This window comes from Streptomyces piniterrae (genome assembly GCF_005048155.1).
Lineage (GTDB): Bacteria > Actinomycetota > Actinomycetes > Streptomycetales > Streptomycetaceae > Streptomyces > Streptomyces piniterrae.
Genome location: NZ_SUMB01000012.1, coordinates 166,959 through 192,829 on the forward strand (window position 1 = coordinate 166,959; position 25,871 = coordinate 192,829).

At 70.9% G+C, this 25,871-nt stretch carries 23 protein-coding genes and 2 pseudogenes; 13 read left to right on the top strand and 12 right to left on the bottom strand.

Annotated elements, in window-relative coordinates; genetic code table 11:
• The gene (locus FCH28_RS29850) at positions 1 to 2,061 is read right to left on the bottom strand and encodes an ATP-binding protein (protein WP_136743301.1); all 2,061 of its coding nucleotides are present in this window, start codon (positions 2,059 to 2,061) and stop codon (positions 1 to 3) included.
• Positions 2,062 to 2,325: 264 nt separating this feature from the next.
• A complete protein-coding gene (locus FCH28_RS29855) occupies positions 2,326 to 5,547 on the bottom strand; it encodes an NACHT domain-containing protein (protein ID WP_136743302.1) in 3,222 nt (1,073 codons plus the stop codon).
• Between the two features lie 291 nt (positions 5,548 to 5,838).
• Between FCH28_RS29855 and FCH28_RS29860 the strand changes: the two genes are divergently transcribed.
• Positions 5,839 to 6,225 carry a (2Fe-2S) ferredoxin domain-containing protein gene (locus FCH28_RS29860; RefSeq protein WP_136743430.1) on the top strand — a complete coding sequence of 129 codons (387 nt, stop codon included), beginning with the start codon at positions 5,839 to 5,841 and terminating at the stop codon, positions 6,223 to 6,225.
• Positions 6,226 to 6,270: 45 nt separating this feature from the next.
• Here the strand turns inward: FCH28_RS29860 and FCH28_RS29865 are convergent, their stop codons facing one another.
• Positions 6,271 to 6,765 carry an FBP domain-containing protein gene (locus FCH28_RS29865; protein WP_136743303.1) on the bottom strand — a complete coding sequence of 165 codons (495 nt, stop codon included), beginning with the start codon at positions 6,763 to 6,765 and terminating at the stop codon, positions 6,271 to 6,273.
• Positions 6,766 to 6,890: 125 nt separating this feature from the next.
• Here FCH28_RS29865 and FCH28_RS29870 point away from each other — a divergent pair, with 125 nt between their 5' ends.
• The 3 genes and pseudogenes from FCH28_RS29870 to FCH28_RS38580 all read left to right on the top strand — a co-directional run bounded on the left by FCH28_RS29870 (position 6,891) and on the right by FCH28_RS38580 (position 9,443).
• Entirely contained in the window at positions 6,891 to 7,502 is a 612-nt protein-coding gene (locus tag FCH28_RS29870; RefSeq protein WP_136743304.1) for a TetR/AcrR family transcriptional regulator, read from the top strand.
• 117 nt (positions 7,503 to 7,619) lie between these two features.
• Positions 7,620 to 8,760, top strand: a pseudogene (locus FCH28_RS29875) (permease); the annotation flags it as partial.
• Positions 8,761 to 8,855: 95 nt separating this feature from the next.
• Positions 8,856 to 9,443, top strand: a complete 588-nt coding sequence (locus FCH28_RS38580) for a class I SAM-dependent methyltransferase (RefSeq protein ID WP_246103387.1) — start codon at positions 8,856 to 8,858, stop codon at positions 9,441 to 9,443.
• A 39-nt stretch (positions 9,444 to 9,482) separates the two neighbouring features.
• On the opposite strand, the pseudogene FCH28_RS29880 reads toward FCH28_RS38580, so the two are convergent.
• A pseudogene (locus FCH28_RS29880) lies at positions 9,483 to 9,761 on the bottom strand (3-oxoacyl-ACP synthase); the annotation flags it as partial.
• Between the two features lie 165 nt (positions 9,762 to 9,926).
• Positions 9,927 to 10,295 (bottom strand): peptidoglycan-binding domain-containing protein, encoded by a 369-nt coding sequence (locus FCH28_RS29885; RefSeq protein ID WP_136743305.1) that lies wholly within the window; start codon positions 10,293 to 10,295, stop codon positions 9,927 to 9,929.
• Between the two features lie 887 nt (positions 10,296 to 11,182).
• On the opposite strand from FCH28_RS29885, the gene FCH28_RS29890 reads away from it, so the two are divergent.
• Positions 11,183 to 12,187 carry a tetratricopeptide repeat protein gene (locus FCH28_RS29890; protein WP_169314281.1) on the top strand — a complete coding sequence of 335 codons (1,005 nt, stop codon included), beginning with the start codon at positions 11,183 to 11,185 and terminating at the stop codon, positions 12,185 to 12,187.
• Between the two features lie 153 nt (positions 12,188 to 12,340).
• Entirely contained in the window at positions 12,341 to 12,826 is a 486-nt protein-coding gene (locus FCH28_RS29895; protein ID WP_169314282.1) for a DinB family protein, read from the top strand.
• 49 nt (positions 12,827 to 12,875) lie between these two features.
• On the opposite strand, the gene FCH28_RS29900 is transcribed toward FCH28_RS29895, so the two are convergent.
• Both FCH28_RS29900 and FCH28_RS29905 read right to left on the bottom strand, forming a co-directional pair.
• A complete protein-coding gene (locus FCH28_RS29900; RefSeq protein WP_136743308.1) occupies positions 12,876 to 13,280 on the bottom strand; it encodes a YidB family protein in 405 nt (134 codons plus the stop codon).
• 241 nt (positions 13,281 to 13,521) lie between these two features.
• Complete coding sequence (locus tag FCH28_RS29905) at positions 13,522 to 14,811, bottom strand: ATP-binding protein (protein WP_136743309.1); 1,290 nt, start codon at positions 14,809 to 14,811, stop codon at positions 13,522 to 13,524.
• A 258-nt stretch (positions 14,812 to 15,069) separates the two neighbouring features.
• Here FCH28_RS29905 and FCH28_RS29910 point away from each other — a divergent pair, with 258 nt between their 5' ends.
• Complete coding sequence (locus FCH28_RS29910) at positions 15,070 to 16,479, top strand: MBL fold metallo-hydrolase (protein ID WP_136743431.1); 1,410 nt, start codon at positions 15,070 to 15,072, stop codon at positions 16,477 to 16,479.
• Positions 16,480 to 16,552: 73 nt separating this feature from the next.
• Here the strand turns inward: FCH28_RS29910 and FCH28_RS29915 are convergent, their stop codons facing one another.
• A complete protein-coding gene (locus FCH28_RS29915; RefSeq protein WP_136743310.1) occupies positions 16,553 to 16,966 on the bottom strand; it encodes a nuclear transport factor 2 family protein in 414 nt (137 codons plus the stop codon).
• A gap of 125 nt (positions 16,967 to 17,091) precedes the next feature.
• On the opposite strand from FCH28_RS29915, the gene FCH28_RS29920 reads away from it, so the two are divergent.
• On the top strand, positions 17,092 to 17,661 hold the full coding sequence (locus FCH28_RS29920; RefSeq protein ID WP_136743311.1) for a PadR family transcriptional regulator: 570 nt from the start codon (positions 17,092 to 17,094) through the stop codon (positions 17,659 to 17,661).
• Between the two features lie 15 nt (positions 17,662 to 17,676).
• Here FCH28_RS29920 and FCH28_RS29925 read toward each other — a convergent pair whose 3' ends face one another.
• Positions 17,677 to 18,195 (bottom strand): SixA phosphatase family protein, encoded by a 519-nt coding sequence (locus tag FCH28_RS29925; protein WP_136743312.1) that lies wholly within the window; start codon positions 18,193 to 18,195, stop codon positions 17,677 to 17,679.
• A gap of 340 nt (positions 18,196 to 18,535) precedes the next feature.
• On the opposite strand from FCH28_RS29925, the gene FCH28_RS29930 reads away from it, so the two are divergent.
• Entirely contained in the window at positions 18,536 to 19,291 is a 756-nt protein-coding gene (locus FCH28_RS29930; protein WP_425472032.1) for a hypothetical protein, read from the top strand.
• 27 nt (positions 19,292 to 19,318) lie between these two features.
• Here FCH28_RS29930 and FCH28_RS29935 read toward each other — a convergent pair whose 3' ends face one another.
• Together FCH28_RS29935 and FCH28_RS29940 are read right to left on the bottom strand one after the other, a co-directional pair.
• Positions 19,319 to 19,819, bottom strand: a complete 501-nt coding sequence (locus FCH28_RS29935) for an SRPBCC family protein (protein WP_136743313.1) — start codon at positions 19,817 to 19,819, stop codon at positions 19,319 to 19,321.
• The gene (locus FCH28_RS29940; protein ID WP_136743314.1) at positions 19,816 to 20,613 is read right to left on the bottom strand and encodes an alpha/beta fold hydrolase; all 798 of its coding nucleotides are present in this window, start codon (positions 20,611 to 20,613) and stop codon (positions 19,816 to 19,818) included. Before FCH28_RS29940 ends, FCH28_RS29935 begins: the two co-directional genes overlap by 4 nt.
• Positions 20,614 to 20,688: 75 nt before the next feature.
• On the opposite strand from FCH28_RS29940, the gene FCH28_RS29945 reads away from it, so the two are divergent.
• Complete coding sequence (locus FCH28_RS29945) at positions 20,689 to 21,339, top strand: TetR/AcrR family transcriptional regulator (RefSeq protein WP_136743315.1); 651 nt, start codon at positions 20,689 to 20,691, stop codon at positions 21,337 to 21,339.
• 63 nt (positions 21,340 to 21,402) lie between these two features.
• On the opposite strand, the gene FCH28_RS40220 is transcribed toward FCH28_RS29945, so the two are convergent.
• A complete protein-coding gene (locus tag FCH28_RS40220; protein ID WP_464332458.1) occupies positions 21,403 to 21,477 on the bottom strand; it encodes a hypothetical protein in 75 nt (24 codons plus the stop codon).
• A gap of 189 nt (positions 21,478 to 21,666) precedes the next feature.
• Between FCH28_RS40220 and FCH28_RS29950 the strand changes: the two genes are divergently transcribed.
• The 3 genes from FCH28_RS29950 (at position 21,667) to FCH28_RS29960 (ending at position 25,724) form a co-directional block, all read left to right on the top strand.
• The gene (locus FCH28_RS29950; protein WP_136743316.1) at positions 21,667 to 22,914 is read left to right on the top strand and encodes a cation:proton antiporter; all 1,248 of its coding nucleotides are present in this window, start codon (positions 21,667 to 21,669) and stop codon (positions 22,912 to 22,914) included.
• Between the two features lie 93 nt (positions 22,915 to 23,007).
• Positions 23,008 to 24,405, top strand: coding sequence for a diacylglycerol/lipid kinase family protein (locus FCH28_RS29955; RefSeq protein WP_136743317.1), 1,398 nt, complete (start codon positions 23,008 to 23,010; stop codon positions 24,403 to 24,405).
• A gap of 83 nt (positions 24,406 to 24,488) precedes the next feature.
• Positions 24,489 to 25,724, top strand: a complete 1,236-nt coding sequence (locus tag FCH28_RS29960; protein ID WP_246103354.1) for a PP2C family protein-serine/threonine phosphatase — start codon at positions 24,489 to 24,491, stop codon at positions 25,722 to 25,724.
• The last annotated feature ends 147 nt before the right edge of the window (positions 25,725 to 25,871 follow it).

Here is a 25,871-nt window from a genome sequence, read left to right on the forward strand (position 1 = left end):
TCACTCACCGGGGATGGGGAAGGGGCGCTTCTTCCGTGCCGCCGCAGGCCAGCTGCGGGCGGCCTGGCCGAGGACGGCGTGCCAGGACGGGTGCCGCGGTGAGAGGTACGCCAGCTCTTCGCCGACCGCCTTGCACATGTCGGGGTCCGGCTCGGCGTGCGGCTCGGACACATGCCACAGGGCGTGCAGCAGCCGGTTCACACAGCGCTCGACCTCGTGCAGTTCCGCGTGCCGCCCGTCGTGCGCACCCAGCGCGACCTGCATCCGTACGTCGGTCCACTCGCCCGCGGGCGGCGTGGGCGGAGTGGGCGCGGTGGCGGCGTACTGCAGACACCGCAGCCAGTGCGCGGCGGCCTGTTCGTCCTGCTCCGACTGGAACTCCTCCGCCAGCGTGGCCACCACCGTCTCGGCGTTCCCGGCCGCGAGCGTATGCCGCAGCGCGTCCGCCTCCCCGCTCTCGCCGCGCTGGGCGTGGTGCATCCGCAGAAAGCGGTGGATCTCCTGCCAGCCGCGGCCGTCGTCGTCGCCCCGCGAGGTGCGGCGCGCTTCGTGGACGAGCAGCGTCTGGAGCAGCGCGTCGCCGACCAACGGCCGGTCCGGGCGGGTGAGTTGCTGCCACTGCTGCTCTTCGAGGTAGTCGGTGGCGGAGTTGGCGGGCAGCTGATCGGGGCCCTGGAGGCGCAGATGACCGGCCAGCGCCTCCGCCGCCGTGCTGTCACGGGCGAGCGAGAGCAGCGTCAGCCGGTCGCGCTGGCGCCGGTCCGGCAGCAGCCGCTCAAGGAGCACCTCGGTGACCGGGCGGCCGTCCTGCGCGGACAGTTCGAGAAGATCGCGCGGGCCCACGCTGCCGCCCTTCCCCGTGGCGTCCAGCACCGCCGCGCACAGCATGGTGGTCGCCGTGGGATGCCCGCCGGTCAGGGAGTGCACGGCGGACGCCAGATACGGGTGGAGCGGCCGGGCGGGCCGGTCCGGCACCAGCATCGGCAGAATGTCGTCCCTGCTCAGCGGGGTGAGCGGAACGGTGAGCAGCCCGGCGGACGGGTCGAGGCCCCGGCGCTCCCAGCCGGCGGACTTCACCAGGTCGGGCAGACCGCGGCGGATCGCGGCGGGCGCGTCCTCCTGCGGTAAGTCGCCGAGCCGGGTGGCCACGACGACAAGCTGCTCGCGGTCGGGGCGTACCGGCATCGCGCGGTGCTCGAGGAGCAGACCGAGGAAGTCCTGCCCCGCAGCGCAGTGCGCGTCATCGAGCAGGACGAGCGGCCAGGGCTCACGGTTCCACCGGTGCAACCTGCCGTAGGAGGCCGCGACATCGTGCAGGAACGCGGCCATCAGATGCTGCTCGGCGGCGTGCCGGTAGTCGCCGCCCTGCTGGAACCACTCCCCGAGCACCACCAGCGGATCCTGGCCCTCCGTGGCCTTCGGGAAGCGGCGCCGGTACCACTGCAGAGCCGCGGCCGGCTGGTACCGCTCGGCGAACTCCTCCACCACGGCGACAGTGACCGCGTCGCGCTCCTCCTGCGCCACGTCGACGGTCTCCAGACGGCTGTCGACGGCGGTCGCCCAGGCGTGCCGCAGCGCGTTCTCGTCCCCGTCTTCTAGGCGGCAGGCGAGCAGCAGCCGGGCGAACCGCAGGCAGGCCGCGTCCCGCAGCTCGCCATTGCCCCGGCGCCAGCCCGAGACCGCGAACAGGCCCGGCACCAGCACCGGAAAGCGCCGGCGGAGTTCGGGTGCGAGTCCGCACACCAGCTCCGCCAGGATCTCGACGAGCGTCGAGGCGACGGCCGCACCGTCGGCCGGGGCGAGCGGAAACGTCCCGGACTCGGCCGCCACGGCACGGACGTGGGCGAGGGGCAGCCGGTCCGCGTAGCGCGCCGCCAGCTCCTCGAGGAGCGCGCTGCGCCCCATGCCGTGGTGTCCCGTCACCAGCACCACGGGCAGGTCGCCCTGGTGCTCCCGGGGCACCCGGGACCGCTCGTCGTACCCCAGGCCCGTGAGCCTGGGGATGAGCGAGCGCAGCAGCGGGTCCCGGCCGTAGAGCGGTGACCCTTCCCATATGCGCATCTGGCTGAGTCCCGCCTCCGTCGTCCGTCGCCGCCCGGCAGCCACAACCTCGGAGGCGGGCGGCACCGTTCCCCCGAGACCTCAGCCGCTGACATCCGTACCCACTACGCCCTGGAGTCCTAGGGCGTGTGACCCATCGGACAGGCCTAAAACTTACCCGTCCCGTAAACCTCTCGCCAGGAGAATGCGACACTGCGTCATCCGGTTGTGACCGTCGGGAGCAGGCGGCTGTACGGCGATGCGGGAACGCTGGCGGGCCGGCCGTCAGGGGTGCGGGTAGATGTCGAGTTCGACGCTCTCGGGCAGCGAGTCCGCTCCGCGGATCTCCCCGGGGTAGGCGAGCCGAACCCGGCGCAGCCGGCGCAGTCCGGCGAGGGAGGCGAGATCGATCTCCGCGACCTGCGACAGATGGATCTCCTCAAGCCCCGGGAGGCGCCGGGCGATTCGCCGCAGCGGCACCGTGGAACCGGCCCTGGCCGGCACCGCGAGATGGGTGACCTGCGGAATCTCGGTCCTCGGGGCGAACAGCAGCATGCTCAGCTGCTGCGGGGAGAGGGTCAGCCGGCGCAGATTCGGCAACCGGGCGATGAGCGAACCCCATTCGTCCGGCGTCAGACGCTCGCTGGCTTCCTGCAGACGCAGCTCCTCCAGCCCCCGGCAGTCCACGATGCCGGCGAGCTGGGCGGCGGCCGGCGGCAGCGACAGCAGCCGCAGCTCGGCTGCGCGAGGGAGGTCGGGCAGGCCGCGCCAGGGCACCTCCGGGCCCACGAGGAGCCCTTCGAGCCGCGGGCAGTCCGCCAGCTTCAGCAGGGGCTCGAACTGGGGGAGGTCCCGCAGCGCCAGTCGCTGCAGGCGCGGCAGCCGGGTCAGCGGCGTGGGGTCCTTCACGTTCCGGCATCCCTGGAGGATGAGCGTTTCGAGCTCGGGGTAGGCGGAGAGCAGTTCGAGATCCTCCAGCTGGAGGATGTTGCGCAGCCGCAGCTCCCGCAGCCGGCGCGGATCGAGCGAGGTGCGGATCTCCTCGGGGCTGAAGTCGCCGTGCAGGCCCACGCGTTGGTAGCCCGACATGGTGCGCAGCGCGTCCAGCTCGGCGCGTGAGCGCACCGTGACGGTCTCGTCGGGGGCGGCTTCGAGGAGCGGACGCACGATTTCCTCGGCGTACACATCGGTGTCGAAGCGGTCCCAGTGGTCGAGGAGCTGGGCGCGCACGGCCGCCTGGCCGGTCCGCAGGAACTCCCGCAGCCTGGGAATCGCGGCGTCCCCGCCGATCTGGCAGATCGCGTGGACGGTGGCCAACTCCTCGTCGCCCGCCAGGTCCTTCGCCCGCGGCAGCAGCCCGAGCAGCAGCGGGCCGGTACGCGCCAGCGACCTGGCCTCGCGCAGACTGCGCGGCGGGACCATCCGCGCGGCCCGGTCCTCGATGGCCTCGCGCACCGTCGGCTCCAGCCGGGTGGCCTGTTCGAGGGAGGCGAGCGCGAGGAGCCGCAGCCTCGCCTGCACCGCGGCGTCCTTCTCGCGGTCCCCCCGTTCCCGCAGCCGGGTCAGCAGGTCGGCGCGCTCTTGGTGGCGGGCCTGTGCGACGGCCATCTGAACCACGTCCTCCCAATGGTCCAAGTGTGCGTTGTTCACGAGCATGCCCATATCGCGCTCCTCCAGCACGGCCTTGGCGCCCAGGAAGTCCTGGAAGGTGCGGTGGATGAAGTCCACGGCCCCGGTGGCGGGTTCGCGCAGCAGACCGGAGCGCTCCAGGAGGTGCTGCAGTGCCTCCTCCGGCGACCCGACCGCTTCGAGGCGGGGCACCGAGGGCTGCAGCCGCCGCACCACGTCCACCGCGTCCGGCCAGTCCAGCTGCGTCCGCTCGTTGCGGATCAGCCAGTACGCGAGTTTCTGCAGCGGCTCGGTGGCCGCCTTCTCGTCCAGCGCCGGCCTGCCGCCGCGGCCGTACACCTCGCGTTCCAGGTCACGGCGTTCCAGGAGCATGGAGAGCGCGGCCTCGTAGAGGGCGGCCCGGCCCTGCGGCAGAAAGCCGCGGCGTTCCCGGTGCAGGGCGCAGATCAGCCCGCACATCAGCGGGTTGGTCGCGAGCCGGCTCAGCTCGGGGCTGCTGCGCAGGGACAGCGTCAGCGACTCACCGAGCTCTTCCGAGGCGCCGGCCGCCGTGTGCCAGCGCCGGATGAACTGCTTCATGTCGGCCGGCCGCATCGCGGTGAGCGCGAACTCCTGGAAGCCCTCGCGCCCCAGCCAGCCCCGCTCAAGGGCCGAGGGGCGGGTGGTGAGCAGCCACAGATTGCCGGGGAAGACGGCCAGCAGCTTCTTGAGCCAGGCCCGGGCGCGGACCCGGTCGTCCTTCGGGATCTCGTCGGCCCCGTCGATCAGCAGCACACCGCGCCCGTGTTGCAGCACCCGCGCCGCCCACCCTTCGGGCTGGGTGCCCACCAGCGGGCAGCCGATCCAGCGCAGGAAGTCCTCGGGCATGGGCAGGTCGGCGTTCTTGCGCGCCAAGGTGCGCAGCGGCAGCACGAACGGGACGCGGCCGAGCAGCTGCGACCGGGCGCCGGGCACCCGGTCCTGCTGCGCCGTGGTGATCGCCAGCCATTGCACCAGGGTCGTCTTGCCGGTTCCCGCGAGCCCGCGCAGGAGTACCCGCTCATGGCTGGCGAACACCGCGTCGGCGGGGCCCGCGGCCCGCTCCGCCTCCGTGTCCCGGTCGGCGCCCGGCTCGCCGTTCACCACCGGCAGGGGATCCGCCCCGCCGCGGTACGGCATGGCCTCCAGGCTCAGATACGCGGCCTCCAACGGCCAGTCCTGACCGTCCGGTTCGCGCAGGTCGACGCCGTAGATCGTGAGCCTGCCGTGGCACTCGACGATATAGCGCGCGTAGTCCTCCTCGAACTGCGCGTCCTGGAGGGAGATGTCCGGAAGTCGTTGCAGGATCCTGTCCAACTTCTCGCTCTGCTCGCGGATTTCGCGGCTGTGCTCGATCTGCGCGCGGGCCGCGAACCCCGGCTGCTGGCTGAAGAAGCGCACCAGATGGACACAGGCCGTCTCCAGGAGACGGTCGTGGAAGCGGGCGGCGTCGTCGCTGAGCAGCCGTCGGGTGTTGGGACCGGCACTCCTGGACAGCTCGGCGGCCAGCCGCTCGGGGCCCAGCGCGAAGGCGTGGACGTCGTCCATGTCGAGGTCGCCGAGAGCGTGCAGGGTGCGGGTGAGCGCCTGTCCGACGGCGTCGTGCTCGTCGGCGACGACCGGCGGATCGTGCGGCCCGGCCGCCCGTACCGCGCGGCGGACCAGCTCGCGGGCCAGCTTGTGCAGATCGTCCTCGGTGAGCGTGCGGTGCTCCTTGGCGAAGGACAGCAGCCGCCGGATCGGGATCGGACGGTCGCCGAACTCCGCTCCCGGCACTCTCGCGGGCGGCAGTACCAGGCGCTTGAGGAGCGGCACCACCACCGCCGACGCGATCCGCAGCCCCACCGTGCCGCCGTCCACAGCAGCCCTCCCTCAGCCCCCTGAATTCTGCCTGCCTCACCCTAGCGGCGGACCGCCCGCGTCAGGCCGAGTGTTAGCACGCCGGCCGCGGCATGGCCGGTTCCGTGCCCGGGACTCTTTGATGCCTTACGCCCCGATGCGCCCCCTGCCGCCTCATGCGCCCGCCGGAGAGGACACGTGAGGGCGATCGGAGCCCGGCCCCCGGGGCAGAGTCCCTGCGTGACCGAAGTGGAGGAATCCGTACGGCGGTTGGCGGCGCTCGACAAAGGCGCGGCCCGAGGCCGCCCCTGCATGCTGGTGGTGTGCCGCGGCTGCTGCTGTGGCAGCCCGCGCAAGCACCCCGGCACCGACCACGAAGGGCAGCTCGCCCGGCTCCGCGCCGCCGCGGCGGAGTCGGACGGACGGCTCGCGATCCGAACGAGCGAGTGCCTGGGCCCGTGCGGTCAGGCCAACCTCGTGGTCGTCCAGCCCTCCGGCGAGGGACGTCGACGTGGCGCCCGTGCGGTCTGGGTCGGCTGGGTGCTGAGTGACGACGGCATCGACGACCTCCTCGCCTGGGCGACGGCCGGCGGTCCCGGCATGGCCGCGCCCTCGCCCGCCCTGGAGCTCCAGTTCGTGCCCTCGCCCGCCGAGGCGCGGGCGCGCACCCGAGCGCCGGAGCCCCGTGCACCCCGGTGATCGGACGGGCGGGCCGTCTCGGCGCACCCGGCGGCCCCCCGCCGATCAGGCGGCGACCTTGTCCAGGAAGGCGAACAGATTGGCCTGAGTGCGCGCGATCTGCTGTTCCGGCGTGAGGGATTCCTCCAGGCGCCCTCCGACCTCCGGGGTCTTCTTGCCGCGTACGTAGAGGGAGCAGGCGAGGTCGGTGCAGATGTACTCGCCGACCGAGTTGCCCTGCCGTCCGGACTGGCCGGTCTTGGGGGCGGTCATCAGGGAGACGCCGTTGCCGGGGTGCGTGGTGAGACACAGCGAGCACATGCTGCGGTGGAGGAAGCCGCGTTGCTTGGCGGGGAAGCGCAGCGTGACGCCGACGAGACGGCCCGCGCGCTCGGCGACGAGATAGCTGCGGTCCGGTGCCCCCGGATCGCGCCACCCCAGGAAGTCCAGGTCGTCCCAGGGGAGTTCATTAAGGTTCCGTGGTACCGCGAGGCGCTTGGCCGCTCCCTTGGAGCAGTTGATGAAAGAGGCGCGGATGTCCTGCTCGGTTGCTGACTTCATATCGGTGGACGCTAGCCGCGTCCGCGGATGTCAGGCAAAGTATTTTAGGGAAAAACCTAGAGGCCCTAGGATGTGCGGGTGGGGGCCTGGGAGGCCGATCCCGGGTCTGCTGAGGGAGGTGGCGCATGGCGCGTGCGGGGCTGACGGTTGAGCGTCTGGTGACGGCGGCGGCAGAGCTGGCGGACGAGGTCGGATTCGAGCGGGTCACGATGACCGCGCTGGCCCGGCGCTTCGGAGTCAAGGACGCGAGCCTGTACTCCCACATCAGGAACCTGCACGATCTCCGTACCCGGGTCGCCGTGCTCGCGGGCACCGAACTCGCCGACCGTATCGGCGCGGCGGTCGCGGGCCGGGCCGGCAAGGACGCGCTGGTCGCGTTCGCCCATGCCTACCGCGCGTTCGCCCTGGAGCGGCCCGGCCGGTACGCGGCCACCCAGATCCGGCTCGACCCCGCCGTGGTGGCCGCGTCCCCCGGCCTCCTGCGCAGCATCGACAACACCTACGCGATGCTGCGCGCCTACGGGCTCGACGAGCCGGACCTGACCGACGCGGTACGGCTGCTGCGCAGCACCTTCCACGGCTACGCCGGCCTCGAAGCGATCGGCGGATTCGGCCACCCCCGCGACGTCCAGGCGTCCTGGGAGCGCGGCCTCGACGCCCTGCACGTCCTGCTGGAGAACTGGCCGGCCTCATCCGCCGGTCCGACGCCTGCGACCACCGCCGAGCCCGGCCCCTGACGGCGACCCGCCGGGCCCGCGCACAGCCGTCGCCGGGCCGCGCCCCTGGGGGATAGTCGTCCTGACACCGGCTCACGGTGGCGCACGACGGCTGACGGCGACGAAGGGTGCGGACCGATGGACGCGATCGGGCATGCGCTGTCCATTGCCGGATCGATGACCTGGGAAGTCACCTGGGCACTGATCCTGGGATTCGCGCTGTCCGCCGTCGTGCAGGCGGTCGTCCACCGGGCCACGATCGTACGGACGCTGGGCGACGCCCGGCCCCGTACGCTCGCCCTGTCCACCGGCCTCGGCGCCGCCTCCTCGTCCTGCTCGTACGCGGCCGTGGCGCTCGCCCGCTCGCTCTTCCGCAAAGGAGCGGACTTCACCGCGGCGATGGCCTTCGAGATCGCCTCGACGAACCTGGTCGTCGAACTCGGCGTGATCATGGCGCTGTTGATGGGCTGGCAGTTCACCGCCGCCGAGTTCGTCGGCGGCCCTCTCATGATCGTCGTACTCGCGGTGCTGTTCCGGATCCTGCTGCGCGAGGGGCTGCTACGACGCGCCCGTGAGCAGGCCGGACGCGGGCTGTCCGGTGCGATGGAAGGCCATGCGGCGATGGATATGTCCGTCCCCGCGCAGGGGAGCTTCGGGCGCCGGCTGTTCTCGCGCCAGGGCTTCACCTCGGTCTCGCACATCTTCGTCATGGAGTGGGCCGCGATCCTGCGGGACCTGGTGGCCGGGCTGCTGATCGCGGGCGCGATCGCGGCCTGGGTCCCGGAGGACTTCTGGCGCACGTTCTTCCTGGCCGACCATCCGCTCGCCGCGAAGCTGGTCGGACCCCTCGTCGGGCCGCTGGTGGCGATCGCGACATTCGTCTGCTCGATCGGCAATGTGCCGCTGGCCGTGGTGCTGTGGAAAGGCGGCATCAGTTTCGGCGGCGTCATCGCCTTCATCTACGCGGACCTGCTGATCCTGCCGATCCTCAACATCTACCGGAAGTACTACGGCGCCCGGATGGCCGTCTTCCTGCTGGTCACCTTCTTCGTGTCGATGGTCGCCGCCGGGTACGCGGTGGAGTTCCTCTTCGGCGGCCTCGGGCTGATCCCCGACCAGGCGGACGCCGAGGTCCCCATGGAGGGGATCTCCTGGAACTACACGACCTGGCTCAACATCGCCTTCCTGCTGCTGGCCGCCGCGCTGCTCGTACGCTTCTGGCGCACCGGCGGCCCGGCGATGCTGCGGATGATGGGCGGCGCACCTGAGACGAGCGGGGGAGCAGAACAGGCCGACCGACGCCCTCCGGACGACGACTCCCTCGCCGCGGCCCAGCACGCGCACTGGCAGTCGACATACGCCCGGCACCCGGTGATGTACGGCAACGAGCCGTCCGAACCCGCCCGCCACGCCGCCGAGGCCTTCCGTACGTCCGGCGCGCGCACCGTCCTCGACCTCGGAGCCGGGCACGGCCGCGACACGCTGTACTTCGCCCACCAGGGCCTCACCGTGCACGCCACCGACTTCAGCACCGTCGCCCTGGAACAACTCACCGCCGCCGCCCGGCAATCCGGCGTCGCCGATCGGGTGACCACCACCGTGCACGACGTACGCGACCCGCTGCCGTTCCCGGACGGCTCCGTCGACGCGGTCTTCGCGCACATGCTGCTGTGCATGGCCCTGTCCACCGAGCAGATCCGGACGGCGGTCGATGAAATCGCCCGCGTGCTGCGCCCCAACGGCCTGTTCGTCTACACCGTCCGCCACACCGGCGACGCCCACTACCGGACAGGGATCTCCCACGGCGACGGCATCTACGAGCACGGCGGGTTCGCCGTCCACTTCTTCGACCGGGAACTCGTCGAGACGCTCGCCGAAGGCTGGCGGCTGGACGAGGTGCACGCCTTCGAGGAGGGCGACCTGCCGCGCCGCCTCTGGCGCGTCAGCCAGACCAGACGCTAAGCGGCCGCACCCCGGTTCGGACCGGTGGAAGTCGGCGGTGGGCGGGACGAGTTGGTGCTCGACCGTCAGGGCCGTCAGGGCGGCTTCGATCGCTCCGGCCGCGCCCATCGTGTGGCCCAGGACGCCCTTCGGCGCGGTCACCGTCGGGGGATCGGCGCCGAACATCCGGTGCAGCTAGGCCGCTTCGGTACGGTCGTCGAGCGGTGTGCTGGTCCCGTGTGCGTTGATGTGATCGACCTCTGCCGCGGCGCCGTCGGCTGCTTGTAGCGCCCGGTCGACGGCCAGTCGCAGGCCGTACCCGCGACGGCTTCGTCCCACGGAGCGCGCCCATCAGCACGCGCGTGTGCGGGCGCGCCGCCGGGTGTCGGTGCAGCCCCTGCCGTCCGCCCGCCCCTGGCCCCCGGCCCCGCACGAGACGGCAGGAACAACGCCTCTCGTACGGAGCCGCGGGCGGCTGGAACGGCTGCGCCGTGGGTGTGGGTGTCAGGCCCCGCGCAGGGCCCCCCAGGTCTGCGGACCGACTTGGCCGTCCACCGTGAGGCCCTTGGATTCCTGGAACAGGACGACCCAGCTTTCCGTGCGCGGGCCGTAGTGGCCGTCGATGGCGAGGGGTTCCTTTCCGTGCCATCTGTTGATGAGGCACTGCACTTCGCGGACGCGCTCGCCGTCATCATGGCGCTGGGTCGAATCGGTGCCCTCGTAGTGGCCACAGGTAGTGGCCATGGCCGCTCGGCCGACTGCCGTCGGCGCGGCGGTGGAAGCGGCGGACGCGGTCACGGTGGGAGCCGAAGCCAGAAGCAGCCCGGCCAGGAGGACGGCCGCGGCCCGAGCGGTGCGCTGCGGTGTGAGCATGTGGAGGTTCCCTTCTCCTCGGTTCTTCGTGGATCGCCCGCGGAAAGGTGATCCACGAAGGAACTTGACGCCTGGAACCTCGGCAGATGCGCATGCCGCGCCGAATCTTCACTCCTGCGAGGGACGGCCCGTCGGGTGCGTGCAACCGCGTGTGATCTACCAGCCGCGTGTGATCTACGAGTCGCGTGTGATCTACGAGAGGTCCACCCTCGTGACGCCCTTGTCCGGCGGATCGCCCAGGAGCCGGGCCGGAGGGCCGCGCATGGTGTGCGGACGCGGAGCGTGGACGTGAACGGTTCGGACTACCCGGTCGAGAGCCGATCGACCGACTTCGGCCGACTCGATCAAGGCCTGCTGCCGCCGCCCTTCCATCAAGTGTCCGTTTTGCTAAGAAAGGCTTGACTGCGGCCGATATGTGAGGAAAATGGGCAATACACCAGACAACCGGAGAGCCACACCGCCGACGAAGACGTTTGTCGGCAAGAGACCCTTGGTCTGGCTCTGGCTAGGCCCCCGGGAAGCCCCTCGAACCGGAGCCTCAGCGACGACTGAGGTAGATGGTGGCGGGTGGACTACCGGGGACTGTTTTTACGCAGGTGCAGTTGGTCTGCGGCCGAGGCCCGTGGCGTTAGCGTCACGGGCCTCGTGTTGCTTCAGGTGCCGCCCGGGAAAGGCAGTTGGAGGCGTAGGCCCGACGGGTATCTGCATCACGGGCGGCTGGTCGTACCCACGGGAGGCCACGGAACGTCGCCCCGCACCCACGGCCTGCAACGCATCCCGCACGCCCCCCGCCCCGCATGCGCACGACCGCCCGCAACACATCCGCACGACAGCACACCACGTCCGGACTCGATACCGCGCAGACGGCCGCGAAGGAGACCTCAACCATGACGCGAGGGAAGGAAGCCGTTGGGCTCCTCGACGACCTTCGCCGGCGGCGTGACAATGCGCAGCATGTCGGCAAGAGCGGTGATCATCGTGCCGCGGCCGCCCTGTTCGAGGGACTCTTACCCCTCTACGAGCGGGCGTGGGGGGCCGAACACGAGGAGACCCTGGCAGTGCGCGACGGGCTGGGACTGTGGACCGGCGACGCCGGACGCCTGGCGGACGCGGTCGCCACACTTCGCGACCTGCTGGTGACGCGCGAGCGGATCCAGGGCAGCGACCACCCCGACACGCTCTACACCCTGGACAGTCTCGGCTACTTCGTCGGCGAGAGCGGCGACCCGGCCGAGGGCGCCCGGCTGCGCCTTGCGGCACTCGCCGGCCAGGAACGCGTACTCGGCCCGGAACATCCCGACACGCTCGTCACACGCAATGGGGCCGCGGTCCTGATCGGCGCGGCGGGCGCCCCCGACCGAGCTGCTGCCATGCTGCGCAAGTTGCTTACGCTACGCGATGGGCTCGCGGGTCCGCGTGATCCGGGAACGCTGAGGACGCGGCACGAAGTCGCCCGCTGGACCGGTGCGGCCGGACGCCCGGCCGAAGCCCGCGACATGCTCGAAGACCTCCTGCCCCTTCGCGAGGACGTGCTCGGCGACGAGCATCCGCACGCCCTGTCCACCCGGCATGAACTCGCCCGCTGGACCGGCGAGACGGGCGGTATCGACGAGGCGCAGGCAAGGCTGCGGGAGCTGCTCGAAATCCGACGACAGATTCAGGGGCCACGCCACCATCGGACGCTGGAGACCTGGCATGAACTGGCCCGGTGGACATACGCCGCGGGCCGCCCTGACGATGCCGCCGCGATGCTGCGCACCCTGATTCCGGCCCGCGAGCACACCCTCGGCCCGCGCCACCCGCACACGCTCGCATCGCGGCGGCTGCTGGCATGTACCGCACCGTCCGACACTCCTGCCGCCGGGGCGCTCCGGATGCGCCCCTTCGGGTGACGTCCCGTCACTTCGGTCCGGTGAGTCGGCGGCACCGGCCGCTACGGTGGCGATCCCGGCCAGGGGCGCAACGGCCGGCGCCCGCTCCCGGCGGGAATCAGGAGACCGTAACGCGGAAAGCGAGCATGCCAATTGAGAGAGCACACTGTCACGGTGACGGAATGCGCGGCCACACAACTGCACGAGTTGCGGGAACTGGTCGGCATACTCACCGACGCGCAGTATGTGCACCGGCCCCAAGGAGCCAGCAGCATCGCCAGCCATGTACGTCACTGCGTGGACCACTACACCGCGATTCTGGACGGTGTCGACACCGGCACGGTCGAATACGACAGGCGGGTACGCGGCACCGCGCTGGAGACCGATCGGAGTTTCGCGCTCGCCCGGCTCGCGGAAGTCCGGTCACAGGTGTGTGGTCTCGCAGCACGCTCCCTGGACCGTCCTGTGGAGGTGATCAGCGTCGTCGACTCGGACGGTTCTGTGGCCCGTACCCGCTCCACCGCGAGCCGGGAGTTGCTGTTCGTCTCCCATCACGCCGTTCACCACGTCGCGGTGATGGTGCCGATGGCCCGCACGCTGGGCGTGAACGTACCCGCTCAGTTCGGCTACGCGCCCGCGACCCTCGCCTCTCTTCGGTAGACGGCCGAGCAACCGCCCCACGGATATCCGAGCGGCGGCCGGCCGGCCCCTATCCGGCGTTCTGCTGGCCGAGCAGGTCTTCCAGCGACAACTGCGGAACCTCGCCCTGGGGAGTGAGCTTGTCGACGACGTTCGGAATTGCCTGGGCGAGCTGATCGGCGGCATGCTCCGGAGAGATATCCGCCTGGTGCGCGACGTGCTCCAGGGTCTGGTACGGCAGAGCCTGTGCGAGTTCCACGCCGCTGATGGGCTGGTTCTGGCCGGTGCCCACCCAGGACTCGGATTTCTCGCCGAGACCGCCGTCATGGAGTTGCTGGAGCAGGCCGCTGAGCGGGTTTCCGCCGCCGTCGCTGCCGATGGTCCGAAGGAGGGACGCGAGGAGACTGCCGGCCGATCGGCTGTGGCTGCCGCCAAGCAGGTCGCCGAGCAGATTTCCCAGGTCGCTGTCAGTCATAGCTGCTGCCCTGCCATTGCCTTTCCTGGACGCACTCGGGAGATCCCTTCGTCACGTTTCCCGCGGTGAATGCCGATCGCAAGGCAGGCGGAGATCATGACGCCGAGTCAGAGCAGACATATTGGCCTACTGGGGGAGTTCGGCGCTGCTTCGGTGAACTCTCTGCGTGTCGCGGGATGCTCGCGTGGGCAATTCGCGTGGGCCGTCGGCGTGGGCTGTCCGAGCCGGCCCTTCGTGTATGTCAGCAGCGTGCGTGGGCCGTGATGTCCGCGCCGAACTCGTCGATCATCGCCGGTGTGACGGTCGGCCGGCTCTGGGCGATCGCGGCCAGGTAGTCCTCGGTGCCCGCCCCGAGTCGTCCCTGGACGCCCGCGCCGACGCCGATCGACTCGAGGTCCCGCTCGAACGAGGCCTGGGCGGCCACCCGGGCCGCATGCTCGATGTCCGCAGGGGTGAACAACTCGCTGGCCGCCACCAGCGCCGCCACATCCACATCGGCCCGGCCGTCCGTGTACCGGGACCAGATCGCCGACCGGGCGGCCGCATCCGGCGTACCGATCGGGATCAGGTAGTCGAACCGGCCGGGGCGCAGAAACGCCGGATCGAGCGAGCGGATGGAGTTGGTCGCGCACACCAGCAGCCGTTCGTCCCGCTCACGGAATCCAGGTATCAGCTTGAGCAGTTCATTGGTCACGCCGTGCAGCCCACCGGGCTGGGCGGACTCGCTGCGCACCGGGGCGATCTCCTCGACCTCGTCGATGAAGACGAGCACCCGCTCCAGCTCCGCGATCCGGGCGAACGCGCTGCGCAGCGCCGCCGCGAGGTTGCCCTCGTCGGCCAGCCTGGACGGAAGCAGTTCGACGAACGGCCAGCCGAGCCTGGCAGCGATACCCCGCGCGAAGGTCGTCTTCCCGGTCCCGGGCGGACCGAACAGGGCGATCGCACGCGGCGGCCGTACGCCGTGCCTGGCGGCTCGCTCCGGCTCCGCCAGCGGCAGCACGACACGCCGTTCGATCAGGTCCTTCTCCGCTTCCATGCCGGCCACCTTGGCCCACAGGTCGGTGGGCAGGAACCGTCCGCCGAGGTCCTCCAGGAGACTTGCCGAAGGGCCGTGGTGCGGCTCGACCTTCTCGAAGTAGGCCACGGCCGGCTGCCTCGTATAACCCGCATTGAGCAGGCCCTCGCCGAGCAGGTCCTCTTCGGGGAGCACATACGCGATACGGCTCACCCGGGCGGCGATCAGGCGCCGCTCCAGCTCCACCAGCAGCGCGCTCGCCAGCCCCCGGCCCCGCCACGCCGCGGAGATCGCGATACGCATCACCCAGCCCCGCTCACCCGCCACGCAGGCCAGCGCCGTGCCGATGGGAACACCCTGGTGAACGGCCACGACGGCGGGCTGCCGGGAGCTCAGTGCGCTGATGCATTCGGCGAGCGAGAACACCGACTCCTGCCCGAGTTCGGCCGTGGAGTCGATCAGGTGGACCACTTCGGCGAGATCGTTCTCGCGGTAGTCGTGGATGTGCCAGTTCACCGGTACCGCCCCTCGTGGGTGATGTTGCAGTGAGGCTAGGGGCGGCGGGCAACGGGGGCCTGCTCCACTGTGCACAATCGGGGCCGCGAACCCCTACGTTCCGTATGTGGCGGGAGCCGGCGATGCGGCGGGAGCGGCCTCACATTGCGCCGGGTCCGCGAACACCTGCCGGAGCGTCACCCCTGCCGCCACGGGTATGCGTTCATCCTGCGTCGCCGAAACCCCGCTGGGTAAACTGTGACAAAAGGAGTCGTAGTGGTGTTTTTCGTCGACACCCTGGAATTCGAGGGCCTGGGCAATCGCAGCTACCTGGCCGGCGGTCATGCCACCGCGGTCGCGGTGGATCCGCCGCGGGACATCGATCAGGTCATCGCGGCCGCCGTCCGGCACGGGGTGCGGATCGCGTACGTGGCGGAGACCCACCTGCACAACGACTACATCACCGGCGGGCTGGCGCTGGCCCGGCTCAGCGGAGCCCGCTATCTGGTGCCGGCCGGCGCCTCCGTGTCCTTCGCCCGGACGCCGGTCGCCGACGGGGACACCGTGGCGCTGGACACGGGGCTGGTGTTGCGGGCGGTGGCCACGCCCGGCCACACACCGCACCACCTCTCGTACGTCCTGGAGGAGGAGGGCCGGGGAAGGGCGGTGTTCACGGGCGGGTCGTTGCTGATCGGCACCGTCGGGCGGCCCGACCTCGTCGAGCCGCGGTTGACCGAACAGCTGGCACGCGCCCAGTACGCCTCCGCACACCGTCTCGCCGACGAGCTCGACGACGAGGCGGCGGTGCTGCCCACGCACGGATTCGGCAGTTTCTGCTCCTCGGGGCCAGGTGGAGGGGAGGCGAGGGACGGCGAGGGCGGCGGAGCCGGCTGGAAAGCCACCACCATCGGCGTCGAGCGACGAAACAACGACGCGCTGACGAAGGACGTCGACACCTTCGTCACCGAGATGCTCGCCGGTCTTGAGGACGTGCCGGCCTACTACGCACACATGGGACCGGCCAACGCCGCGGGGCCCGCGCCGGTTGACCTGACCGAGCCGCGACCCGCCGACGCCGAGCAGATCGCGGCCCGGCTCGCGGCCGGGGAATGGGTCGTGGACCTGCGCAATCGCGTTGCGTTCGCGGACGGCCATGTCGCCGGATCGTTCAACTTCGAGGGCGCGGGCAAGCTCGCCACCTACCTTGCGTGGCTGATCCCCTGGGGTAAGCCCGTCACGCTGCTGGGCGAGACGCCCGGACAGGTCGCCGACGCGCAGCGGGAGCTGACCCGGGTGGGTATCGACCGTCCGGCCGCCGCGGCCACCGGCGCCCCGGACGCCTGGATCCGCGCGGGCGAGAAGCTGCGGTCCTTCCCGCGTGCCACCTTCGCCGCGCTCGCGGCCGCCCGCGCGGACGGTGACGACATGGTGGTGCTGGATGTCCGCCGCGACGCGGAACGCTCCGGCGGATACATCGACGGTTCGGTGCACATCCCCATCCACCGGCTGCACGGCCGTATCGACGAGGTGCCGCCCGGCGTGGTGTGGGTGCACTGCGCCAGCGGGATGCGCGCCGCGATCGGCGCTTCCCTGCTGGACGCCGTCGACCGCAGTGTGGTCGCCGTCGACGACGACTTCGACGCCGCCGTCCGGGCCGGACTGCCGGTGACCGGGACCGACCCGCGCTGACCCGCCCGACTCCCGCGACGGGTGCGTGCGTCCCCGGCCGGCGCCCGCCGGACATCGCCCCTCGCCGGGTTTCCTACCTCGCTTCGGTCGCCCCCATCGCTTCCAGGGCCTCGCGCTGGATCCGCTCGAACTGCGCGCCCATCGCCTCGCCCAGGGCCTGGGTCGCCGACAGCGGACGGACCATGACCGTGAACTCGTCGATCAGGCCGTTGTCGTCGAAGTGCAGGAAGTCGCAGCCGTTGATCTCCCGATCGCCGACCTTCGCCTTGAAGACCAGCGCATGGTCGCGGCCATCCGGACCGGCGATCTCCCGGACGTAGTGGAAGTCGGTGAAGACGCGCATCACGCCGCGCAGGAACGCCGCGGTGATCGCCTTGCCCGGATAGGGCTTGAAAGCGACCGGACTGGTGAACACGACGTTCTCCGCCAGAAGGGCCTCGATCGCCTCGGTATCACGGGCCTCTACGGCCGCACGGAAGGAAGGCATCCCGCCGCCTTTCTGATCAGCTCACTCGGCTCATATACTCAATTTGTTGAGTAGGTGTACTGGAGAGTAGTAGGCGCCGAGCCGGGTGTCCACAGCCCTCCCTTCAGAGGCCATACGATGACGAGGTGGCATTGCGTAACGCGGTCCTGGCCGCACTCCTGGAAGGCGAGGCGTCCGGCTACGACCTCTCCAAGGGCTTCGACGCGTCGGTGGCCAACTTCTGGATGGCGACCCCGCAGCAGCTCTACCGGGAACTCGACCGCATGGAGTCCGACGGCCTGATCGAGGCCAGGGTCGTCCAGCAGGAACGCCGCCCCAACAAACGGCTGTTCTCGCTCACCGAGGCGGGGCTGCGCGCGCTGTACGACTTCACCGCGGAGCCCCCCAAACCCGGGGCGATCCGCGACGAACTCCTGGTCAAGGTGCAGGCCGTGGACCAGGGCGACGCCGAGGCCGTCAAAGCGGCGATCGCCGAGCGGATGGAGTGGGCGCGGGCGAAACTGGCCCGCTACGACCGGATCCGCGCGCGTCTCCTCGACGGGCGGACCGAGGAGGAACATCTCGCCAAGGCCGAACGCATCGGCCCCTATCTGACCCTCATGCGCGGCCGCGCATTCGAGCAGGAGAACATCCGGTGGGCCCGACAGGCCCTGGCGATCCTGGAGCGGCGCACCTCGGCGCGCTCCTCGGCGTAACGGCCCGAGCCGCCCTCACTTCTTCCCGCGCGGCACCACCATCTCGGTCAGCAGCGCCTTGCCCGGTTCGATGGCCTGCCAGGTTCCGTACCAGGTCAGTACCGCTATCGCGGAGGTGGGAAAGGACTCCTGGGTGCGGGGGAGGGCGTCGCCGAGCCCGTCACCGGCGAGGGTCAGCACCAGGTCCTGGGTGCTCGGATTGTGCCCTATCAGCAGCAACGTATGGACATGCGCGGGGACTTCGCGCACGGCGGTAAGCAGCTCCGGGACGGTCGCCGCGTAGAGGGCGGGCTCATATCGCGCCGGGGGCGGGGTACCCAGTTGCGCGGCGGCCAGGTCCCAGGTCTCCCGGGTGCGCTGGGACGTGGAGCAGAGGACGAGCTCGGGCAGCCAGTCCGCATCGCGCAGCCAGCGTCCGGCGGCCGGCGCGTCACGGCGGCCCCGGGGCGCCAGGGGCCGCTCGTGGTCCGCCACGTCCGGCGGGCGTGCCGACTTGGCGTGTCGGAGGACTACCAGGCGCCGCAAGGAAGACATGCAGACACTCCGAGGAGGGGGAGCGGCGGTCGGTTTCCCCGCCGTGGCGTGATCCAGGATGGCACTCGTTGCGGCGAAGCGCAGCGCGTGGGCGGGGCTGGGGCTGGGGTGCCTGCGTGAGGTGTGTGATGCGGGTGTGGCTGGCGATCGTTGATCTTGGGTGATTGTCGGGTTGTGGGTGGATGGGTGCGTTCGTGGTGTTTGGTGGGTGGCTGGGTTTCGTGTGGGGGGTGGGGGGTGTTGTGTGGGTATGGAGCCGAGAGAGTTGTGGGGTCGTCATGCGGTTTTGGCGGAGGCGTTTTGTGTGGGGGATGAGCGGGTGAGGGAGGCGCAGGCGCGGTTGGATGAGGCGCAGGCGGATCGGTTGCGGGTGTTGGCGGCTTTTGCGGTGACGGTGGGGAGTACGGGGGCGGTTGCTGATTTGTTTGGGTTGAGTGAGCGTGAGGTGCGGGTGGCGCGTCGGACGGTGGGGAAGGAGGACGCGCGGGCGGTGGCGGATGATCTGTTGGCCGCCGCGACGGCTCCGCCCGCGATGCCCCCCGTGGAGTCGGTGGATGAGGATGACGAGGACGAGGACGTGGCGTCGCCTTCGGGTGTGAGTGAGGGGGTCGGCGCGACCTCCGGTGGCGTCGTGGGGGAGCCGAGCGTGTCCGCCGCGGTGGATGCGGTGCTGGTGGGGAGTTGGCAGACGGGCGTGGATCTGCGGGAGCTGGCCGCGGAGTTGGGTCTAGATCTGTCGCGGTTGGTGGCGCGTGCGCAGCAGTTGTCGGCTCAGGGACGGTTGCCCTCCGGTCCGGTGCAGGAGGGGTACGGGGGGCGCCATCGGAAGAGCACCAACGAGTCGCATGAGGCGGAGTGCTCCATCCCCGCCCAGCAGCCGGGGAGTTGGGGCGCGGTGTCGTCGGCCCAGGCCGTGCCCTCGGCCTGGTACTCCACGGGGACGCCGTCGGTGGAGGCCGTGGCGGAGGTGACGGCGGTGCCGACGGACTGGGATCAGGCACTGGCCGCGTGGGGACAGTTCGCGCCTCCCTATGAGGAACCACCGCCGGTGGCGGCGTCGGCACAGCCCTGGATGCAGTATCACCTCAGCTCCTGAAGCACCCCCCGCCTCAGCAGGCAGCCCTCAGCGACCGCACCGAGCACGCAGCCGGTGCAGCGTCGCGCGCATGCTGTCGCGGTTGTGCGCGGCGCGCCGGGCCGCCGGGGTTCCCGTGAAGAACAGCCCCAGCGTCTCGGCGCCCCAGCGGCGCCAGCCGTGCCGCCGATGGTCCACCCAGTACTCGGTGACCAGCGTGCCTTCTCCCACCGGCGTCAGACGGTAGCCCCAACGCGCCACAGGCATACCGAAGGTGCTGACGTCGAAGGCGAACTCCCGGCCCGGGTCGGCGATGACGATCCGGCAGGTGGTGAACCAGAACCACAGCGCCTTCCGGTTGAAGCCCACGAAGCGGGTTCCGCGCGACCACACCCAGAAGACCTCCGGACTCCACTCCTTCATCCGCCGGATGTCCGCGAGCGCCGCGTAGACGGCATCCGGCGGACGGGGAATCTCCAGCGATTCCTCAACGCTCCACACCCTGGCGCGGTCATGGGCCGGCCGGCCGCCAGACGCTCGCGCGGTCATCGACCGGCCTCCAGGGCCCGTGCCCGGTCCGCAGCGCCCTCCGGCGTCGGGACGCGGTCCACGCCCGCCCTGACCACGGCCGCCGCATCCAGCACCGTACGGGCGACAGCCGCCGTGTCGGACAGGCTGGTGACGTGCCCGCACCCCGGCCGGACGGCGAGGCGGCCGTCGCGGCAGGCCCGGAGGAAGAGGCGTTCGTGACGGCGGAAGTGGTCGCGTCCGCCGTTCACCAGCCATACCGGTCCCGGATACGCCGCGAGCGAGGCCAGCGGGTTCATGTCGGCAACCGCGTCGACGACGCCCGGTATCACCTCGCTGGCAAGGCCCCCCGAGATCATGGCCTCGGCCGTCGGCCTGGGGAGGGTGCGACGGAATCCGAACGCGCTGAGCCGATTGGCCGCCTCGGGACACGCGGCCGCCGCCCGGCCCGCGCCGCGGAAGGCGGCACCGAACAGCCCGCGCGGCAGTGACGTACAGCCCATCGCCACCACGCCCAGAACCCGGTCGGGGTGGCTCGCGGCGGTGGCTATGGAGACATAGCCGCCCAGGGACAGTCCTACGACCAGTGCCCGTCCGCCCAGCGCGTCGATGGCTCCGTCGACCGCCCGCACCGCGCCGGCCATCGTGAACGGCTCGCCGCGCCGGGCGCCATGGCCCGGCAAGTCGGGTGCCGCCGTGGGATGACGGTTGCCGATGTGCTCGATCACGGGATGCCACATCGTGCCGCTCACGCGCATGCCGTGCACGAAAACGATGGGCGGTGGGGCTTCATCGTGGGGCGCTGTGGGGTCCATGCCCGGCACGCTACACCCAAATGCAACGCAACGTTGCGTTGTGTTCTGGAGTGGGTCTTCGTTAGTCTTCGCCTCATGAGCGAGCGACGGGACGGGCAGCGACAAGGCGAGCGATACGGAGCGCGGAACCGCGAACGGCCCGGCGGTGGGACCGCCGGCCCGCGCAAGTCGCAGGACATCTTCGACGCCACGCTGGATCTGCTCGCGGAGAAGGGGTACGAGGGCCTGACCGTCGAGGGGGTCGCCCAGCGATCCCAGGTCAACAAGACCACCATCTACCGCTGGTGGCCCTCCAAGGGAGCTCTGCTCGGCGCCGCGCTCACCGGCGCCCGCCAACTCGACCTCGAACCGCCCGACACCGGCAGCCTCCAGGGCGACCTGGAAGCCCTGCTGCACACCATCGTCACCCTCCTCACCGCACCGCCGGCCTCCGACATCGCCGTCGCGACGCTGGGCGCGGTCACCCACAGCCCCGAACTGGCCGGTCACGTAAGGGAGTTCTTCGCCGAACGGATGGGCCGCGAGCAGCCCGTCTTCGACCGCGCCGTCGCCCGCGGCGAACTCGCGGCGGACACCGACCCGATGCTCCTGGTCGACCTGCTGGCCGGAGCCGCCTGGCTTCGCGTCGTACTCCGTCAACTTCCCGTCGAGAAGGACTTCGTGCCGCGCGCCGTACGTACGGTCCTGAACGGGGCCGGGGCGGTGACCGAACGGCATCAGCTGTGAGGTGACGCGCCGGTCGCCATAGCGGGACGCGGTGTGTGCGTCCCGCTTCGGCCATTCAGCCGCTCAGCACTGAGGCCGCTTACCGTGATTGGCTCCCTTACGGCGTGCCTTCTTCTTACGGCGCCGCTTCGATGACATGTCGTCTCCTTCCGCTCTCCTCTTGCAGTGATGCTTTTCGCGGAATTTCTACCATTTCACATCGGTGTTCCAGCGGCGATCGCGAAACGGAGTACCTGCGGGTGTCGGTGCCGGGCGGAGACCGGGCGGCGCATCACTATGACGTATTGCGGATTCCGGACGATCCAATGAGTGGGAAACGAGCGGGGAATGAGCGGTGGCGCGTGGACGGGCGCCGCGGTGGCCACCGTCACCGCCGGCTACGCACTGTGCTCACAGCGGCTCGCCGCCACGCCCCTCACCGCCGCGATGTGGTTCGTCGGCTTCGGGGTGCTCATCGGGCCGGCCGGGCTCGGACTGCTCGACCTGGAGCACGACGCCGGCCCGGTGCTGCTGCTCGCCGAGACCGCCCTGACGCTGGCCCTCTTCACCGATGCGATGGCCGTACGCCGACGGGACCTGCGCAGTGGTGGGTTTCTGCCCGCCCGCCTGCTGGCCATCGGACTGCCGTTGACGCTCGCCGCGGGCTGGCTGCTGGCCTGGCCCCTGCTGCCCGGCCTGACGGCGGGGGAGCTCGGGCTGGTGGCCGCCATCCTCGCGCCCACCGACGCCGTCGTGGGCAAGACCGCCTTCGCCGACCGTCATGTGCCGCCGCTCGTACGCCAGGGCCTCAACGTCGAGAGCGGCCTCAACGACGGCCTGGTGCTGCCGTTCTTCGTCCTCTTCCTCGCGTCGGTGCCCGGGACGAAGGCCGCCGAAGAGGGAGCGGCGGGCATCTTCTGGCGTGCGCTGCTCCTCAGCTTCGTGTGGGGCGCGGCCGTCGGGTGGTGCGGCGGGTGGCTGCTGCGGTGGTCGCGCGCCAGGGGCTGGGTGGCCGACGGCTGGCTTCAGGTCTTTGTGCCGATGGTCGCCGCCGGCGCGTACACGCTGGCGGACACCACGGACGGCAGCGGGTTCATCGCCGCCTGGATCGCCGGCTTCGCCTTCTCGGCCGCCCTGCGGACCGGCTCCCCGCCCGAGACGGAAAAGGCGGCCCGGCCCGCCGAACTCGCCGAGACCATCGCCGATCTGCTGGCCGCGATGAGCTTTCTGGTCTTCGGGGCGGTGCTGCTCGGTCCGGCGCTGGAACATCTCAGCTGGCGGATCGTCGGCTACGCGGTGCTCAGCCTCACCGTCGTCAGAATGCTGCCGGTTGCCCTCTCGCTGATCGGGACCGGGCTGCGTGCGCCCACCGTCGCGTACATCGGCTGGTTCGGCCCGCGCGGTCTGGCCTCCCTCGTCTTCGGGTTGTTGGTGGTGGAGGAACATGTCCCCGGCGTCGTGCTGGTGGGCAGGGTGGTCGCGGTGACGGTCGGTCTCAGCGTGCTCGCGCACGGTATGTCGGCGGTTGCCGTGGCCAGGCGCTACGGACAGTGGTGCGAGGCGGCGGGCGGTGTCCGGGTGCCGCCCCGGCGGTGATGCGTACGGCGCATCAAGGGGCTGGTCGGGCATCGACGGCGGGCCCACCCGGAAGATGATGCGCTTCCCGCCCGACGGCTGTGCAATGGCCGTATGGACAGACCTTCGGGCGGTCCTGAGAACAGACCCACGGGCACCGTCTCCGGCTCTCGTGCCACGGGCGCGCGTGGCACCGCGGCACAGCGCTGGTCGGCGCGACTGGCGTTCGTCGCCGTGATCGCGGCTGTCGTGGTGCTGTTGCTGTTCGCCGGACTCAAGAGCGTCACCCTGGTGGCCTTCGGGGCGGGCGGGCTGGTGGTCTGTGCGGCCTGTGTGTGGTGGGGGCTGACCCGCCGCGGTCTGGGCAGGGTGCTGGCGTTCGCGGCGGCGGTGATCGCGCCGGTGGCCGTGTTGGTGCTGTACGCGCTCGTCGGACTGCTCTGGGTCGTCATCGTCACCGTCGCGCTGTGGGCGGTCGCGGTGTCCGCGGGCGGCGCCGCGCTCGGTGTGGACATCCAGCCCGCGCGTACTCCGGAGTTCCGGATCGCCACCCCCAGACGCCCGTTCCTCATCATGAATCCCCGGTCGGGCGGCGGAAAGGTCGGGAGATTCGGCCTGGCGGCGAAGGCCGAGGCACTCGGTGCCGAGGTCCTGCTGCTCGATCCCGCCCATCCGCAGGACGTCGTCCCGCTCGCCCGCCGGGCCGTCGACGAAGGTGCCGACCTGCTCGGCGTCGCGGGCGGTGACGGCACCCAGGCCCTGGTCGCCGGCGTGGCCGCGGAACACGGCATGCCGTACATGGTGATCTCGGCCGGCACCCGCAACCACTTCGCCCTCGATCTCGGCCTGGACCGGGACGACCCCTCGACCTGCCTGGACGCCCTCTCCGACGGCATCGAACTCCGCGTCGACCTGGGCTTCATCGGTGATCGCCCGTTCGTCAACAACGCTTCGTTCGGCGCTTACGCGGCCGTGGTGCAGAGCCCCGCCTACCGCAACGACAAGGTCCACACCACGCTTCAGCTGCTGCCCGATCTGCTGACCCACCAGAGCGGCCCCCGCCTGACCGTGCGTGCCACGGACGTCGCCATCGAGGGGCCGCAGGCCGTACTGGTCAGCAACAATCCGTACCGGATGGGCGACCAGGCCGGAATGGGGCGCCGCGAACGGCTGGATTCCGGTGTGCTGGGGGTACTCGGCGTCAAGGTCGACAACGCGGCGCAGGCGGCCGGCCTGCTGCGCGGCCAGCACGCCGGCGGCCTCACCGCGCTCACCGCCCACGAGCTGGTCGTCGACGCCGACGAGCCCGAGATCCCGGTCGGTGTGGACGGCGAGGCGCTCATCCTGCCGACGCCGGTGCACTGCCGCATCGAGCCGGGGGCCCTGCGCGTACGGGTGCCGAGGCACCGGCCCGGTGTGCCCCGGACGAAGCGGCCCGTGAACTGGCGGCGGTTGGTCAAGCTCGCGGCGGGCGGGTCACACAGCCCGGATGACACGCCGCCGACGGCCTAATGGCCGTGCCGGCCGTACGGCTGCGTCAGGCTGTGGCCTTTGATCACGGTTGTGTCAGGAGCCTGTGTGTACAGGTCGCGTGAGTGGATCTTTCTGCGGAGGCCGCCGCCGAGCCGGAGCCGACCCCGGGACGCACGGTGAGCCGGCCGGACCGCCGCCCGGCCGGCAGACTCACCGCGACCGCGGGCGACAACGGCTTCGAGACGCCTGCCCGGCCCGCGTGGATGCGCTGGCTGCCGGCCTGCTACTTCGTCTTCGTCCTGCTCCTGGAGACCGTGACGCCCACGGGGTGGGCGGTGAGCTTCCTGCTCATCGCGCTGCCCGTGATCGCCGCGTACGCCCTCGGTCCCGTGAGCGTCGCCGCGGTCACGGTCTTCGCCATCGTGATGGAGGGCGTCGTGGCCGGCACACCGTGCTGCACGGGCCACAACCTCCACCAACTCTGGGAAACCCACCACGTCGCCGCCTACATCGCCACCGGCCTCGTCGGCCTGCTCGGTGTGGCGCTGGCCGCGCACCGTCACCGCCAGGAACGGGACCTGGTACGCGTCAACTCGGTGGCCGAAGCCCTGATGCGTACCCTGCTGCGGCCGGTGCCGCACCAGGTCGGGCATCTGCTGGCGGCCGGTCTCTACCGGTCCGGCGAGGTCGGCACGATGGTCGGCGGCGACCTCTACGACATCCGTGCCACCAAGGCCGGCGAGCGCGCCATCATCGGCGACGTCCGCGGCAAGGGACTGACGGCGGTGCGCACGGTGGCCGACATCCTCGGCAGCTTCCGCGAGGCCGCCCACGACCGGGGGGATCTGACGGCCGTCGCCGCGCGCATGGAACGGTGCCTGACCCGCGAGGCCGAGGAAATCCCCGACGACGAGCTGTTCGTGACCGCCGCCCTGATCGAGTACGACGCCCTGGCCCACCAACTGACGGTCATCAACCATGGGCACATCGAGCCGGTGCTGATCTCCCGCGGCGAGGTGACGGCCATGACCGGGCCGCCCGCCCTCCCGCTCGGCCTGGGCGACCTCGCCGCGGATCGCCCCGTCGCCCGCACCCACCGCTTCACCCCCGGCGACGTCCTCCTGCTCTGCACCGACGGACTGATCGAAGCCCGCGACCACACCGGCGCCTTCTACCCGCTCCTCGACCGGCTCCGCCACCGCTTCACCGACCGGCCCGCCCCCGGCCCCGCCGACGTCATCGACTTCCTCAACACCGACCTGCCCCGCCACACCCACGCCTTCCACGACGACGTCGCCATCCTCGCCATCGCGCCCAACGGGAGTACCCGGACGTCCCCTACCGGCTGCGCACCGTAACGAAAGCCGGGTCGGATCTGCTCATCCGAGCATTAGCCGCTCGTTTTTCGAAAAAGTTGGCCGGCGGTGCCTTCAATCTATTGACATCGCCTTGCGACGATCTTTAATGGAAGAACAAATACACATATGAGTTGTATGTGCTCACTT